At 37.5% G+C, this 13,560-nt stretch carries 16 protein-coding genes; 11 read left to right on the top strand and 5 right to left on the bottom strand.

All coding sequences use genetic code 11. The annotated features are described in order from the left end of the window. On the bottom strand, window positions 1-726 hold the full coding sequence (locus tag SOM16_RS20575) for a DUF3291 domain-containing protein (protein WP_320465871.1): 726 nt from the start codon (window positions 724-726) through the stop codon (window positions 1-3). Between the two features lie 115 nt (window positions 727-841). Here SOM16_RS20575 and SOM16_RS20570 point away from each other — a divergent pair, with 115 nt between their 5' ends. From SOM16_RS20570 to SOM16_RS20535, 8 genes are all read left to right on the top strand, one after another. Next, on the top strand, window positions 842-1,318 hold the full coding sequence (locus SOM16_RS20570) for a GAF domain-containing protein (RefSeq protein WP_320465870.1): 477 nt from the start codon (window positions 842-844) through the stop codon (window positions 1,316-1,318). A 14-nt stretch (window positions 1,319-1,332) separates the two neighbouring features. Next, window positions 1,333-1,944 (top strand): DNA-3-methyladenine glycosylase, encoded by a 612-nt coding sequence (locus SOM16_RS20565; protein WP_320465869.1) that lies wholly within the window; start codon window positions 1,333-1,335, stop codon window positions 1,942-1,944. Between the two features lie 48 nt (window positions 1,945-1,992). After that, the gene (locus SOM16_RS20560; protein ID WP_320465868.1) at window positions 1,993-2,481 is read left to right on the top strand and encodes a pyridoxamine 5'-phosphate oxidase family protein; all 489 of its coding nucleotides are present in this window, start codon (window positions 1,993-1,995) and stop codon (window positions 2,479-2,481) included. A 65-nt stretch (window positions 2,482-2,546) separates the two neighbouring features. Continuing rightward, window positions 2,547-3,833, top strand: coding sequence for a kynureninase (kynU, locus tag SOM16_RS20555; RefSeq protein WP_320465867.1), 1,287 nt, complete (start codon window positions 2,547-2,549; stop codon window positions 3,831-3,833). A gap of 10 nt (window positions 3,834-3,843) precedes the next feature. Next, on the top strand, window positions 3,844-4,710 hold the full coding sequence (locus tag SOM16_RS20550; protein WP_320465866.1) for a bestrophin family protein: 867 nt from the start codon (window positions 3,844-3,846) through the stop codon (window positions 4,708-4,710). Next, the gene (locus tag SOM16_RS20545) at window positions 4,703-5,608 is read left to right on the top strand and encodes a histone deacetylase family protein (protein WP_320465865.1); all 906 of its coding nucleotides are present in this window, start codon (window positions 4,703-4,705) and stop codon (window positions 5,606-5,608) included. Before SOM16_RS20550 ends, SOM16_RS20545 begins: the two co-directional genes overlap by 8 nt. Window positions 5,609-5,694: 86 nt before the next feature. Beyond that, a complete protein-coding gene (locus SOM16_RS20540) occupies window positions 5,695-6,378 on the top strand; it encodes a pseudouridine synthase (RefSeq protein WP_320465926.1) in 684 nt (227 codons plus the stop codon). Window positions 6,379-6,417: 39 nt separating this feature from the next. Continuing rightward, complete coding sequence (locus tag SOM16_RS20535) at window positions 6,418-7,152, top strand: hypothetical protein (protein WP_320465864.1); 735 nt, start codon at window positions 6,418-6,420, stop codon at window positions 7,150-7,152. 184 nt (window positions 7,153-7,336) lie between these two features. Here SOM16_RS20535 and SOM16_RS20530 read toward each other — a convergent pair whose 3' ends face one another. From SOM16_RS20530 to SOM16_RS20520, 3 genes are all read right to left on the bottom strand, one after another. After that, window positions 7,337-8,749 carry an MATE family efflux transporter gene (locus tag SOM16_RS20530; RefSeq protein ID WP_414692283.1) on the bottom strand — a complete coding sequence of 471 codons (1,413 nt, stop codon included), beginning with the start codon at window positions 8,747-8,749 and terminating at the stop codon, window positions 7,337-7,339. Window positions 8,750-8,834: 85 nt separating this feature from the next. Then, window positions 8,835-9,470: a helix-turn-helix domain-containing protein gene (locus SOM16_RS20525; RefSeq protein ID WP_320465863.1), complete on the bottom strand. Its 636-nt coding sequence runs from the start codon at window positions 9,468-9,470 to the stop codon at window positions 8,835-8,837. A gap of 8 nt (window positions 9,471-9,478) precedes the next feature. Beyond that, window positions 9,479-9,964, bottom strand: coding sequence for a DUF4442 domain-containing protein (locus tag SOM16_RS20520; protein ID WP_320465862.1), 486 nt, complete (start codon window positions 9,962-9,964; stop codon window positions 9,479-9,481). 322 nt (window positions 9,965-10,286) lie between these two features. Between SOM16_RS20520 and SOM16_RS20515 the strand changes: the two genes are divergently transcribed. The 3 genes from SOM16_RS20515 (at window position 10,287) to hemF (ending at window position 12,851) form a co-directional block, all read left to right on the top strand. After that, a complete protein-coding gene (locus SOM16_RS20515) occupies window positions 10,287-10,496 on the top strand; it encodes a coproporphyrinogen III oxidase (RefSeq protein WP_320465861.1) in 210 nt (69 codons plus the stop codon). A gap of 100 nt (window positions 10,497-10,596) precedes the next feature. Beyond that, a complete protein-coding gene (locus SOM16_RS20510) occupies window positions 10,597-11,829 on the top strand; it encodes an MFS transporter (RefSeq protein WP_320465860.1) in 1,233 nt (410 codons plus the stop codon). 125 nt (window positions 11,830-11,954) lie between these two features. After that, entirely contained in the window at window positions 11,955-12,851 is an 897-nt protein-coding gene (gene hemF / locus SOM16_RS20505) for an oxygen-dependent coproporphyrinogen oxidase (protein ID WP_320465859.1), read from the top strand. On the opposite strand, the gene SOM16_RS20500 is transcribed toward hemF, so the two are convergent. After that, window positions 12,848-13,546 (bottom strand): endonuclease V, encoded by a 699-nt coding sequence (locus tag SOM16_RS20500; RefSeq protein WP_320465858.1) that lies wholly within the window; start codon window positions 13,544-13,546, stop codon window positions 12,848-12,850. The genes hemF and SOM16_RS20500 overlap by 4 nt on opposite strands. Window positions 13,547-13,560: the final 14 nt, after the last annotated feature.

Genomic DNA, 13,560 nt, shown 5'->3' with positions numbered 1-13,560 from the left:
TTAATTATTATTTGTGTTTGTTTCGCGAAATGGAATATAGTCATCTACAGCTTTGCCATTGAAAATTCCCTGCATTTGCAAAATCTCAAAGCGTGCAAATAAATCTTCGGAATACCATTTACGCTCTCTGGTTAGTTTAATGATATCTGCATGGTCGAAAGACTTGTAAGCGTAATTTTTCATGCTTTCCGTGTTTTCCCAGATAGAAAAGGTCGCCTGATCAAGAAATGGATTTTCACCAACTCCTGCAGATAAAATAAATCCTTCAGATTTTTTCATCTGGTCTGCTGCTCTTTTAATGTTGCTTTTGAATTCTTTTAACTTGCCAAAATTAATCCTCGCCCGGGTAATTACAGCAATTTTTTGGGTAATTGGTTTATAATTTTTATCTAATGTAAAGGGCTGTATTCCTGACCATAAACCATGACTACTTAAAGGCTTAAGGAAAATAGTAAATTCCTCAAAACCAAATAACCTGAACCATTTTATAGGGAAGGATTTTGCATAAAAATGATCACAATCTTCTTTGTTATCCCAAGTAGTGATGATTGACCAATGTTTAAAATCCGGCGCAAGATCTACCTGTGCATCTTTGCCACTGCCCATTAATTTCCAGAATTTGCAACCCCTGTTAAGCCACAATGGAATCCTAAGTATCGCCATTCCTAAAAATGCGAATGGAATATTGACCCCACGAAACTTGGTAATGGTTAAGGCTACAATCATGTAAAGTATGGTTTTAAGCTTCAAAACTAAGTAATTTAACACATCATATCATTCAATTTTTTGTCATTATCAACCTATGTAACTAATTTAAATAAATGATTTTTAACTTTGATGCATGGCAGAAGATTTAACTATAGACAGAGCAGCATCAAAAACAGAGCAGTATGAATCTTTAATTCCTCAAATTGAAGGATTATTATTCGGTGAAACGGATTTCGTAGCCAATATGGCAAATGTAGCTGCCGCGCTGAAGGAGCAATTTAACTGGTTTTGGGTAGGCTTTTACCTCGTTAAGAATGATGAGCTGGTGTTAGGGCCGTTTCAAGGTCCCGTAGCCTGTACCCGGATTAAAAAGGGAAAAGGCGTTTGTGGAGCCTCCTGGCAACAGGCCAACACTTTAATTGTTCCGGATGTTGACGCTTTTCCTGGTCATATTGCCTGTGCTTCAGCATCTAAATCTGAAATCGTTTTACCGTTGATTAAAAGTGGAGAAGTGATCGGTGTTCTGGATGTTGATAGTGAATTTTTAAACCACTTTGATACTATAGACCAGGTTTATTTAGAGCAAATTATCACTATTTTACTAAACTAATAAATGAATATATTTTGAAATTATCTTCTGAATATTTTCTTAACGAGGATGTGGTAGCATTGGCTAAAGATATGCTTGGAAAAGTATTATACACCTGTATTGATGGACAGATCACGGCAGGCATTATTGTAGAAACCGAAGCTTATTTCGGAATTAAAGATAAAGCCTCTCATGCTTACGGTGGCAGGAGAACAAATCGCACCGAAACCATGTATAGTGAAGGCGGTGTTTCTTATGTGTACCTGTGTTATGGGATGCACCACCTGTTTAACGTGGTAACATCAGTTAAAGATGATCCTCATGCTGTATTAATTCGGGCTTTAACGCCATTAATTGGCATTGAGATCATGGAAGCGCGAAGAAATATGCCAGCTACTAAAGCCGCCATCTCTTCCGGGCCCGGATCTGCGGCCAAAGCACTTGGGATTGATCGTACATTTAATGCGAAAGATTTAACCGGTAATGAAATTTGGCTGGAAGATCATGGAATCAAATATCAGGATCATGAAATCATAGCTGCGCCACGGGTGGGAATAGCCTACGCGCAAGAGCATGCAGCCTTGCCCTGGAGATTTTTCGTAAAAGGCAATAAGTATATAAGCAAACCTAATAAGGTTGCAGAATAACTAAAACATTTTTGTCCTCAACCTGTTTTTCAATCAAATATCCAAAAGATGAAAAACGAAAAAAATATAGCGATTCTAAAAGAGCTAGCAGAAGGTGTTAGAACATGTATGTTTACCACAGTATCTGCTACGGATGAATTCGGAAGCAGACCAATGAGCACTGCTAAAATTGAAGATGATGGAAGCATTTGGTTTTTTACAAACGAATATTCCCTGAAATCCAAAGAAATTTCTAAGGAAAATAATGTTTTATTATCCTACAGTGATCCATCTAAAAACACATACTTAACCGTTAAAGGAAAAGCAGAATTAGTGGATGATCAGGTAAGAAAAGAAGCTTATTTCTCACCTTTCGTTAAAGCCTGGTTTCCTGATGGCGTGGAAGATCCAAGGTTAATCTTGATTAAGGTAACTCCAGAGGAAGCAGAATATTGGGATTCTTCCTCATCAAAAATTGTTGTTTTGTTCAGCATATTAAAAGCCGTGGTAACTGGCGATACGCCGGATATGGGCAAACATGATACCATCAAATTTTAAATAAAAGCACTTATCTTAAAAAGCAGGATTGGAAACAATTCCTGCTTTTTTTGTAATATTGAACAATGAATTTTGAAAACAACTTAGCGTTTGCTCAGGCGCAAGATCAAACCGATATCTTAAAGGATTTCAGACAACAGTTTTTATTTCCAAATCATAATGGAAAAGATTTTATCTATCTATGTGGTAACTCTTTAGGTCTTCAACCTAAAGCTGCGAAGGAGGTGTTAGATCAGCAATTATCAAACTGGTCAAATCTTGCGGTAGAGGGCTGGTTTGACGGAGAAGAACCTTGGATGTTTTATCACAAAGAACTGAAAAAACTGATGGCGCCATTAGTTGGTGCTTTGCCGAGCGAAGTCTGCCCAATGAATACCCTCACCGTAAATCTACATTTATTAATGGTGAGCTTTTACCAGCCTAAAGGTAAACGTGTCAAAATTATAATGGAAGGTGGTGCTTTTCCATCAGATCAATATGCAATAGAAAGTCAGGTCAGATTTCATGGGCTTGAACCTGATGATGCAATCATAGAAGTTTTTCCGCGGGCAGGGGAAGACACTTTAAGAACGGAAGACATCATTTCAAAAATTAACGAGAATAGTGAAGAATTAGCTTTGGTTTTATTTGGCGGAATAAATTATTACACTGGTCAGTGGTATGATATGAAGCACATTACAAAAGCCGGACAGGCTGCTGGCGCTATTGTTGGGTGGGATTTAGCCCATGCAGCAGGCAATGTGCCAGTTAAACTTCATGACTGGGATGTTGATTTCGCTTGCTGGTGTTCTTATAAATATCAAAATTCAGGTCCTGGTGGCATAGCAGGGATCTTTGTTCATGAGAAGCATTTTAATAATCAAAAACTAAATCGCTTTGCAGGCTGGTGGGGATATCAGGAGAATAAACGCTTTAAAATGGAAAAAGGCTTTATACCAGAAGCCGGAGCAGATGGCTGGCAGGTAAGTTGTACGCAGGTAATGCCAATGGCTTTATATCTGGCATCCTTACAGATTTTCGAAAAAGCCGGATTTATATCTCCACTTCGGAATAAAAGTATTAAATTAACAGGATATCTTTATTTTATTATAAATGAGGTTAATAAAGAATTAAATATTAATCAGTTCAAGGTGATTACGCCCGAAAGCGAATCGGCCCGGGGTGCGCAATTATCCATCATTGCTGCAGAAAAAGGAAAAGAAATTTTCGATGGACTGGTAGCCAATCACGTGTTGGGCGACTGGCGTGAACCTAACGTTATTCGTTTAAGCCCAATTCCATTATACAATTCTTTCGAAGACATTTATTTAACAGGGCAGACCTTATTAAAAGTTTGCAAAGCCATTTTATAGCGCTCCCGATATGATCAATTATAATCCAAAAGAATGGTTTACCTATATCTTCCACTTTCATAAGGGGGATACCATATTAAAGCTATGGCCGCTGATGATCAGCGTATCCATATTTTCTGCATTTGTTGCCTTTTTGGAATTAAATGTATTTAAGCTTTCTAAAAGTGATTATGTGAGTAATATCGGAATGATGCATAGCCTTTTGGGGTTTGTGATTTCCATGCTATTGGTTTTCCGTACCAATACCTCTTACGATCGCTGGTGGGATGGCCGAAAACTCTTAGGCGGATTAACCAATGTAAGCCGAAACTTCGCTATGAAAATAAAGGCGTTAAAATTACCAGAGGACGATTTGCGTTTTTTTGAATACGGAATTCCGAAATATGCATTTGCAATGAAGGAACATCTTCGTGAAAAAAAATACTTCGGAAAGAACAGCTTTCTTATTGAGGTTAAAGATGGCCAACACATTCCAAATCAAATTGCCAGCAGCATGATTACCCGGATTTACGATCTACTGCGGCGGGGCTTAATTTCTCAGGAACAACTAATCGTGTTAACCAATGACATTAACCAATTTACAGATATTTGCGGAGGCTGCGAACGGATTAAAAATACACCAATTCCATATTCCTACAGTGCCTTCATTAAAAAATTTATTTTCATTTATGTACTCACCATTCCGATCGGCTGGGTGTTCAGCCTGGGTTATTATTTAGTACTGATTGTTCCCTTTATCCTCTATGTATTAGCGAGTTTAGAGTTGATAGCTGAAGAAATAGAAGATCCTTTTGGATTGGATGCAAACGACTTGCCCGTTGATACTATTTGCAATAATATAGAAAAACATGTAGAGGAAATTTTAAGTAATGATTAAGATTGCCTATCATCATTTATACGCTCATCCTTTGCCTGAAGGACATCGGTTCCCTATGCTCAAATATGAACTGATCCCGGCACAACTATTACACGAGGGAATTATCGAACCACATCACCTATTCAGTCCTGAACCAATTAACGAACAAACCATTTTACTTACGCACGATGCGCAATATTGGGCTCAACTCCGGGATTTAACGCTTCCGGCAAAGGAACAGAGAAGAGTAGGTTTCCCCTTGAACGCGCAGCTATTGGAAAGAGAATTAAGAATTACGCAAGGCACCATTGATGGAGCTAAATATGCCCTGAATGGTGGAAAGGTTTCTTTTAATGTAGCTGGTGGAACTCATCATGCTGGAAGTAACTGGGGTGAAGGTTTTTGTTTATTAAATGATCAGGCAATAGCTGCTAACTATCTACTGCATAATAGGCTATGTAATAAAATTCTGATCATTGATTTGGATGTACATCAGGGAAACGGAACGGCAGAAATTTTTGAAAACGAAGCAAGGGTTTTCACATTTTCTATGCACGGCGAAAAAAATTTTCCTTTTCGAAAAGAACGTTCCAGTCTGGATATTCCATTAGATGATGGTGTACAGGATGAAGAATATTTAAGTTTACTGAATCAGCAGCTGGAAATTGCATTTGATAGTGCGAAACCAGATTTTGTGTTCTATTTATCTGGTGTTGATGTGCTTTCTACAGATAAACTCGGAAAGATCGCCTTAAGTAAATCCGCTTGTAAAGAACGCGACCGAATGGTAATTCAAACTTGTAAGACAGCAGGATTGCCTATGCAAATTAGTATGGGTGGGGGATATTCTGAGCATATTCGAGATATTGTTGATGCCCATTGCAATACCTATAAAGTAGCATTTGATATTTTCAGTTAATCACCAATTTGCTTTCCTGTAAATTTAGAAATATAATTGACTATCGAATGGCGTTATATGGCCTATATGCTTATCTTCGCGGCAATATGTTGGAGATCATTTACGAAGACGATTATTTAATTGCCATTAACAAGCCACATGGCTTACTGGTTCATCAATCCTCAATAGCCAGAGATGCCACCGAGTTTGCTTTACAAATGCTTCGTGATCAGGTACGTAAACACGTAAGCCCTGTTCATCGTTTAGACCGGAAGACTAGCGGAATCTTATTGTTCGCTTTTGATAAGCCAGCTGAAATTGCTATGCATCAGCAGTTTATGAATTCGGAAACAGATAAAAAATATTTAGCTATTCTTCGTGGTTTTACGCCAGATGTAATGGATATTGATTATCCACTTGCAAAGGAAAATGGCACCATGCAAGATGCATTTACCTCATTCAGAACGCTACAAAAAGCAGAAGTTAATGTTCCTCTTGGTAAACATGCTACATCCAGATATTCGTTGGTAGAAGCTACGCCAAAAACTGGAAGAATGCATCAGTTAAGAAGACACTTTAGCCATATTCTTCATCCTATTATTGGCGATCGTACACATGGTTGCAATAAACAAAATAAATTCTTTTTGGAGCAATGGAATATGTCTACTATGTTGCTGCATGCATCAGAATTAAGCTTCACACATCCAATTACTTCCGAAAAAATTCATTTAAAGGCAAATCTCCATGAAGAGTTTAAACGCGTAATGGAATTTATGAATATTAACATTTAACACAATTTTTGATTTAAAAATCTGTTTATAAAGACACCTATGATCAAATACCTACGTTTTGCAATCCCAGTTTTAGCACTTTTTACAGCAAGCTGCTCTTCAGTTTACATGCCAAATGTGCCTAACACACCAATGTTAAGTAAACAAGGTGAGTTTAGTGGTGGTGGACATATATCCTTAAAAGGCAACACCAGCATAAATGGTGCATACGCCGCAACAGATCATATTGGCGTATTGTTTAGTGGTTCTACCATGAATAACGATCGCAAGACTAAAGATTTTGGACATAAGCTTGTGGAAATTGGGGGCGGATACTTCGATACTTTTGGTCCAGATAACAACAGAATTATTGAGATTTACGCCGGTGTTGGAAAGGGTTGGAGCGATATCACCTTTAGGGATTACAAGAATGATGTGTTGCTGAGCAGTGAATTTCAGGAAGTAGATTACCGGAAATCATTTCTGCAGGTTAACTATAGTTCTAAAAAGAAGAATAACCTTCGTTTGTTCGGAACAGACTTCCCAATAAATTATGGTACTGCTTTGAGAATAAGTCACGTTAAAATGGATCGTTTCTTTTTAAATGGTGTGGTTCAGCCAAAAGAGGATAACATCTTTTTCGAGCCCGTTTTCTTTACCAGGATGGCGTTGAGTAAGGTTCTTCAGCTCCAATATACAACCAGCAGTAATATTGGTTTAAAAAACAGGAAATACATGTCGGCAGGAAATTCAATCTTTACCATTGGCGTAGTCGTTAATGTGGGTGGGAAATAAACAGTGTTCTTTAAAACTGTTTAAATTCCTTAACAAGATCAAATTTCAAAATTTTGCTGACCATTTTTGGAGACATGCTTCGTAAAATTCACGGAACATTATTAATCAACTCACGAAATTCTTCAGCGCAGAGGCTTTAGTAATTTCGTAAATTGATAAATAGCCTTCTTTTTAGATCAGATCGCTATTTTGCTAATTTACTCTCATTAACAATTTCTATGTTCAACGCTCGGGTTTTATTCTGAAACCTGAGAAACAATAGGATAGAAGCTGTGAGCAAGCCAAGGGTTAAGCCATACCAAATTCCGTTCACGCCTAAACCAAAATGGAAACCGAGTATATAACCTACTGGAATCCCAACTACCCAATAGGCTAAAAACGTAATAAACGTTGGCATATTAACATCTCCGATTCCCCTCAGCACGCCTAAGCCCACAACCTGGGTGCCATCAAACAGCTGAAAAAAACCTGCAATGATCACCAACTGCGAAGCGATTGCTACAACTTTTAGATCGCTGGTATAGATGAATGGCAGCAGATTGTTAGCCAGCACAAACATAATTGCCGTGCATGACATGAATAGTAGAATAACATGATAACTGGCTATAGCAGATTTGCGAAGATCATCGAAATTATTTTTACCAAAATTATTTCCTGTTTTAATCGTTGCAGCAGATGCGACACCACTTGCCATCATATAAGTTGTTGCCGCCAGGCCAATTGCAATCTGATGCGCCGCCTGTTCTACGGCACCAATAGTACCAATCAATATTGCTGCACCGCTGAAAGCACTGATTTCAAAAGAATATTGCATGGCAACAGGAGCACCAATTTTGATTAGTTTAAATGCCCTTACCTTATCTATCCAAGTATCTTTAAAATCAGTAAGGTATTTTTTAAAATGTTTAGATCTTAGAACATAAACAGCCATTACAATGGCCATTAAAGTTCTATCAATTAAGGTACTTAAACCGACACCGCTTACACCCATCGGCTTAATGCCAAACATTCCTTTTACAAAGATTATTCCTAATGTTATATTTAGTGCGTTACCCCAGATAGATACAAACATGGCCTGCTTGGTAAAGCCTAAGCCTTCGGCAAATTGTTTAAAGGTTTGGAAAACCAAAAGTGGAATGATCGAAGCCGATAGTAATCCTAAATATGGTTTTGCATAGCTCACCACAGCGGGAGTTTGATTCAGGTGGTCAATAATCAAAAGCACCCCAAAATGTACGAGGCAGTACAAGAAAATTCCGATTAGAATATTAATAATTAAACTATTTGATAGCAATTTACCGCATTCTGCGTAGTTCTGACGACCATTCTCTTGCGCAATTAAGGGTGTTAACCCATAGGAGATACCCAGGCCAATCACCATAATTAAAATGAAAATACTATTAACAAGTGAAACAGATGCCAGTTGCGTAGTATCTGTAAAGTGTCCCACAATGATACTGTCAGCCATATGTACTAAAGTATGCCCAACCTGAGAACCTACTATCGGCAAAGCCAGTAGCAGATTTTCTTTATAATAGCTTTTATATTTGCTGTAAATTCTGGAAAACATAGTCCGCAAAGGTCGTGTTTTCAACATTCAAAAAAGGTAATGATCTAAAAGTTTATTTTCGATAATTATCTGAATAGCCTTAATATTTCTGTGAAGAAATTAGGCTAAGGCTTTAAACGTGTTTCACTGCCGTGAAATATTCTTCTTTTTCGCTGGTATGTGTCCTGATCACATTAGTGATAATCAAATTAACCAGTATTTTTTGCGCTTTGCGATAAGAGCAACGCAATAACTTACTATACTCTTTAAGGGTAATTCGCTCTTTATCATCTAAATACTCCAAAAGCTTTTTTTCATTGTCAGAATAGGAGATAAGCACACCTTCATCCTGGTGGTCATTTCTTAACACATCTACAATGATTTTACTCGCCAATACACTTTTATCATCTATACGAATATAGGCCCACCATTTTTTCTGATCATCCAGAGCATAATGCGGTTTGGTATCACTCTCGGGAATGTTAGCAACCAGAACCAGCTTGTCATCTACATAGGTTTCATCAAAAGTTGGCTCAATTGCGGGTTTGCAAAACTGATGTGCTGCAGTAAGAATCATATACTTCTCTTCCTCTTCAGACTTTACACCTTTAATAGTACCATCATCTGCAACCCCAATTAGTAACTTGCCACCTTTGTTATTTGCAAAGGCAACCAGGCTTTTGGCAATTTTTTCAGTGTTGGTTATCGTCTTTTTAAAATCGAGCTGAACACCCTCACCCTGCAAAATCAAACTTTTAATACTCGGCATATATTAAACTAATAAGCAACTGTGGCAGTTTCGCCCTGATGCAGGTTTCGGATATAAACTTCATTCATCACTGTAGCACAAATCTCTCCGCTTTTGTTAGTGAGTTCCATGGGATACGCTTTCACAAATCTGCCTACCGTTCGCAAGGCAATTTCAGCCTCGTCTATCATTTCATCAGTAAGGCTAATAGTAAAATATAAATTTGAACGTCCCGGCTTTAGATATTGAATAGATGCGCTTTTCAGCCAGACACGCACTTTAAAACCTTTTCTTTGCATCAACTGATCAAATAATAAGGCATAAAACGGATCCGTAGCAGCATAAATCGTTCCTCCGAAAATTGATCCATTATAATTTTTATTTAAAAAACTCTTATTAATTTTTACCGTGCAGCTTTTAAATTCGCCCTCAAACCGCTGTACCCAAATGCGCTGAAATAACAAAGGTGGGTATAAGCGCATTACCCATTTCAGGGCATTTTGAGAAATAGTCATATATTACTAATATCAGAAAGATTTGCCGCTTTTTAATCATTTATCTCATATTTTTCAACGATTAAAGCAATGTGGGACAGCTAATATCTAAATCATAATTATTGTATACTGCCAGGTATATAAACGTAACAATACTGTTCAAAATCCATTTTAAAGTAATAAGGCAGGCGGAATAGTGTATATTTTACACCTTAAAAAACCGAATATTTAAAATATAATAAGCTCTAAATCTGAATCTTACAGGCTACACTAATTATTTAAGCCTAAAAAATAAAACCAAGCGATAACATTTTTGTTATAATTACAGATAACAATAGAAACTATGAAAAAAATAATCTTAAGTCTTGCTTTTGCTGGTACGATCATGATTGCCACCTCAGCATGCAATTCGTCTAAAAATATGGCTGGTTCTTCAGACAGTACCATGACGGATTCTACAACTACAGCTCCTATGGATACTACAAAAACTACACCGGCTGATACATCTAAAACGATGCCGCCAGATACTACAACAAAAACACCTCCAATGTAGGAGTTATGAAAGCCATCCCAACCGGATGGCTTTTATTTTTTATATCTGTTTTTTTTATTTGGTGGATTTTGTACTTTCAACAAATAAACCAAATAGTTAAATGGATTCCCAAACCCAATCAAACAATCGCAACGTTATTTTCCTTGTCATTGTAGCCGCTCTAGGTTATTTTGTAGATATCTATGATCTCGTTCTCTTCTCGGTAGTCCGGTTAAAAAGCTTTTCTGATATTGGCATTTCGCCAGAACACATGCGCATGGAAGGTGAATATGTAATCAATATGCAAATGTTTGGTTTATTGCTTGGTGGATTGTTGTGGGGTATAATAGGTGATAAATTTGGCCGCATTAAAGTTTTATTTGGTTCAATTTTGATGTATTCCGTTGCTAATATTGCAAATGGCTTTGCAACAGATGTTCATACCTATGCCATCATTAGGTTGGTTGCCGGAATTGGTTTAGCTGGAGAGTTAGGTGCAGGAATTACCTTGGTTACTGAAACCATGGACAAAGAAAAACGAGGCTACGGAACAATGGTTGTAGCAGGAATTGGTCTTTTAGGTGCGGCAGCTGCTGCTGTTATTGGCAAACACTTCGCCTGGCAAACTTCTTATTTTGTTGGTGGTGGAATGGGTTTATTACTCTTATTACTGCGTGTTGGAACATTTGAATCGGGCATGTTTAAACATGCGGAGCAATCTACAGGTGTTTCGAAGGGTAATTTCTTTATGCTATTTTCCAATCGAAAAAGATTCTTAAAATACCTGGCTTGTATCTGTCTGGGTTTGCCACTCTGGTTTATTGTAGGCATTTTGGTTACGCAATCTCCAGAAATAGGAAAAGTATTGGGTGCAAAGGAAGTACTGAATGCAGGAACCGGGATTATGTATACCTACTTTGGCATTGCAGTAGGTGATGTGGTTTGTGGCTTTCTGGCGCAAATTCTGAAATCAAGAAAGAAGACAGTTCTCATCTTTCAAAGTCTATCCGTTATTACCGTTATTTTATACCTCACCACTAACAACTTAACAGAAAATAGTTTCATGCTCATTTGTTTGGTGATGGGCTTTGGCGTAGGTTACTGGGCTACTTTCGTAACCATTGCCGCAGAACAATTTGGAACAAATATCCGTTCTACGGTAACCACCACCGCACCAAATTTTGTACGGGGTGCTTTAATTCCGATTACTTTAGTCTTCGAATTCTTCGTGCATCAATACAACATTATTACCGCAGGTTTTATCATGATGGCAATTCTTACTGTTATTGCAATGATTTCTGTAGCATATTTAAAAGAAAGTTTTAATAAGGATTTGAACTATTTAGAGGAGTAAAATGAGTCCAGGGAAAGGAAATGGCAATCTATTTCTCAATCAATGTCAATAAAATGTACTATCTAAAGATAAATAAAAAGGAGAGCCTGATTAGCCTTAAGTTTGTATTTAAAGGTAAATAAATCATGATATTTAAAGAAGAGGTAGCTGAGCGTTATAGGCAAATTCAGGATGAAATTTGCAAAGGATTAGAGATTGCGGATGGCAAAGGAAAATTTGAAGAGGAACTGTGGGAAAGAAATGGTGGGGGAGGTGGCCGTACCCGAATTATGCAAAATGGTTCCATTATTGAAAAAGGTGGTGTAAACTTTTCAGCCGTTTATGGCAAATTACCCGAACCAATAAAAAAAGCTTTTAAAGTAACAGAAGATGATTTTTTTGCCACTGGAGTTTCCATCGTGATTCATCCCAATCATCCTCTTGTTCCAATTATTCATATGAATATCAGGTATTTTGAGTTGAATGAAGAGACACGTTGGTTTGGTGGTGGAATAGATTTAACGCCACATTACGTATTTGAAAATGATGCCCGTTTTTTTCATCATAAGTTGAAAAATGCCTGTGATGAATTTAACCCTGATTTTTATCCAAAATTTAAAGCACAGGCAGATGATTACTTTTTTATCAAGCATCGAGAAGAAACGCGTGGCATTGGCGGTATCTTTTATGATCGGCTGAAACCTGAAAATACAAATTTATCCTGGCAGGGAATTCTAGATTTTTCTGCTAACATTGGCGAAACATTTCTGCCCATTTATAGTGAATTGTTGGAGCGAAACCGCGAAAAGGAATTTACTGATATTCAAAAAGAGTGGCAATATCAACGTAGAAGCCGATACGTAGAGTTTAACCTTGTGTATGATTCAGGAACTAAATTTGGTTTAGAAACCAATGGAAGAATCGAATCTATTTTAATGAGCTTACCTCCACAAGCAAACTGGGGATATAATATCCATCCTGAAGCAGGAACCGAAGAGCATAAAACTTTACAGTTGCTTACGAAAGGAATCAATTGGATTTAAAATAGAGTTAAAGGCTGGGGTTTAATATGAAAACCAGCCTTTAATTTGGCCGTTCTAAAATCATTCACTATATCATGAATCAAACGGGTGGGTTCAGGAATTCTATAATTTCCTATACATTTTTTAATTACCGCTAAAGCCTGTTCTGTTGTAATTAAATGCCCTGCTGAAATGTAAACTGGTTTATTATTATCTTTAGTTCTTAAAGCATAGCCCAAAATTTCGCCACGACTTTTAATTTCTGCCGTACTGAACTTAGCGTTTTGAGGAAGGTGATTATCACCATATAAGATACTCTTGGCGCAACCAATAGTCGCCTGATTGGCAAGTACACCAAAATGAGAGGCCACACCCATTCGCCGGGGGTGCAGAATACCATTCCCATCCAATACCACAACATCAGGTTTTTCGGGAATCAATCCCCATACTTTTAACAGCGCAGGCACTTCTTTGAAACCTAAATATCCAGGCTGATAAGGAAAGGTTGTTTCATAGGTTTCGAGTGCATAAGATTGCACAATCATCTCAGGAAAGCTTAAAATTACTATTCCAGCATACATGGTTGAACTGCCTTTATCAAAAGAAATATCAGCACCGGCAATAGTATTAATAGCCTTCAGGGGTTTAAAAATAAGTTGCTTTGATAAGGCTATTTGTAAAGCATCGGCTTCAGGAAAGGTGAAATGATCATACATGCTTTCATAAACAA

This window comes from Pedobacter sp. CFBP9032 (genome assembly GCF_034045265.1).
Lineage (GTDB): Bacteria > Bacteroidota > Bacteroidia > Sphingobacteriales > Sphingobacteriaceae > Pedobacter.
The sequence above is the reverse complement of the archived record's forward strand: the minus strand, read 5'-3'. Positions and strand labels throughout refer to the sequence as shown.

Excerpts from the sequence above, each read along its gene's own strand:
- SOM16_RS20535 (WP_320465864.1), top strand. The coding sequence starts at position 6,418 with ATGATCAAATACCTACGTTTTGCAATCCCAGTTTTAGCACTTTTTACA.
- SOM16_RS20520 (WP_320465862.1), bottom strand. The coding sequence starts at position 9,964 with ATGACTATTTCTCAAAATGCCCTGAAATGGGTAATGCGCTTATACCCA.
- SOM16_RS20510 (WP_320465860.1), top strand. The coding sequence starts at position 10,597 with ATGGATTCCCAAACCCAATCAAACAATCGCAACGTTATTTTCCTTGTC.
- hemF (WP_320465859.1), top strand. The coding sequence starts at position 11,955 with ATGATATTTAAAGAAGAGGTAGCTGAGCGTTATAGGCAAATTCAGGAT.
- SOM16_RS20530 (WP_414692283.1), bottom strand. The coding sequence starts at position 8,749 with ATGTTGAAAACACGACCTTTGCGGACTATGTTTTCCAGAATTTACAGC.
- SOM16_RS20545 (WP_320465865.1), top strand. The coding sequence starts at position 4,703 with ATGATTAAGATTGCCTATCATCATTTATACGCTCATCCTTTGCCTGAA.
- SOM16_RS20560 (WP_320465868.1), top strand. The coding sequence starts at position 1,993 with ATGAAAAACGAAAAAAATATAGCGATTCTAAAAGAGCTAGCAGAAGGT.
- SOM16_RS20570 (WP_320465870.1), top strand. The coding sequence starts at position 842 with ATGGCAGAAGATTTAACTATAGACAGAGCAGCATCAAAAACAGAGCAG.
- SOM16_RS20525 (WP_320465863.1), bottom strand. The coding sequence starts at position 9,470 with ATGCCGAGTATTAAAAGTTTGATTTTGCAGGGTGAGGGTGTTCAGCTC.
- SOM16_RS20550 (WP_320465866.1), top strand. The coding sequence starts at position 3,844 with ATGATCAATTATAATCCAAAAGAATGGTTTACCTATATCTTCCACTTT.
- SOM16_RS20500 (WP_320465858.1), bottom strand. The coding sequence starts at position 13,546 with ATGTATGATCATTTCACCTTTCCTGAAGCCGATGCTTTACAAATAGCC.
- SOM16_RS20540 (WP_320465926.1), top strand. The coding sequence starts at position 5,695 with ATGTTGGAGATCATTTACGAAGACGATTATTTAATTGCCATTAACAAG.
- SOM16_RS20575 (WP_320465871.1), bottom strand. The coding sequence starts at position 726 with ATGATTGTAGCCTTAACCATTACCAAGTTTCGTGGGGTCAATATTCCA.
- SOM16_RS20515 (WP_320465861.1), top strand. The coding sequence starts at position 10,287 with ATGAAAAAAATAATCTTAAGTCTTGCTTTTGCTGGTACGATCATGATT.
- kynU (WP_320465867.1), top strand. The coding sequence starts at position 2,547 with ATGAATTTTGAAAACAACTTAGCGTTTGCTCAGGCGCAAGATCAAACC.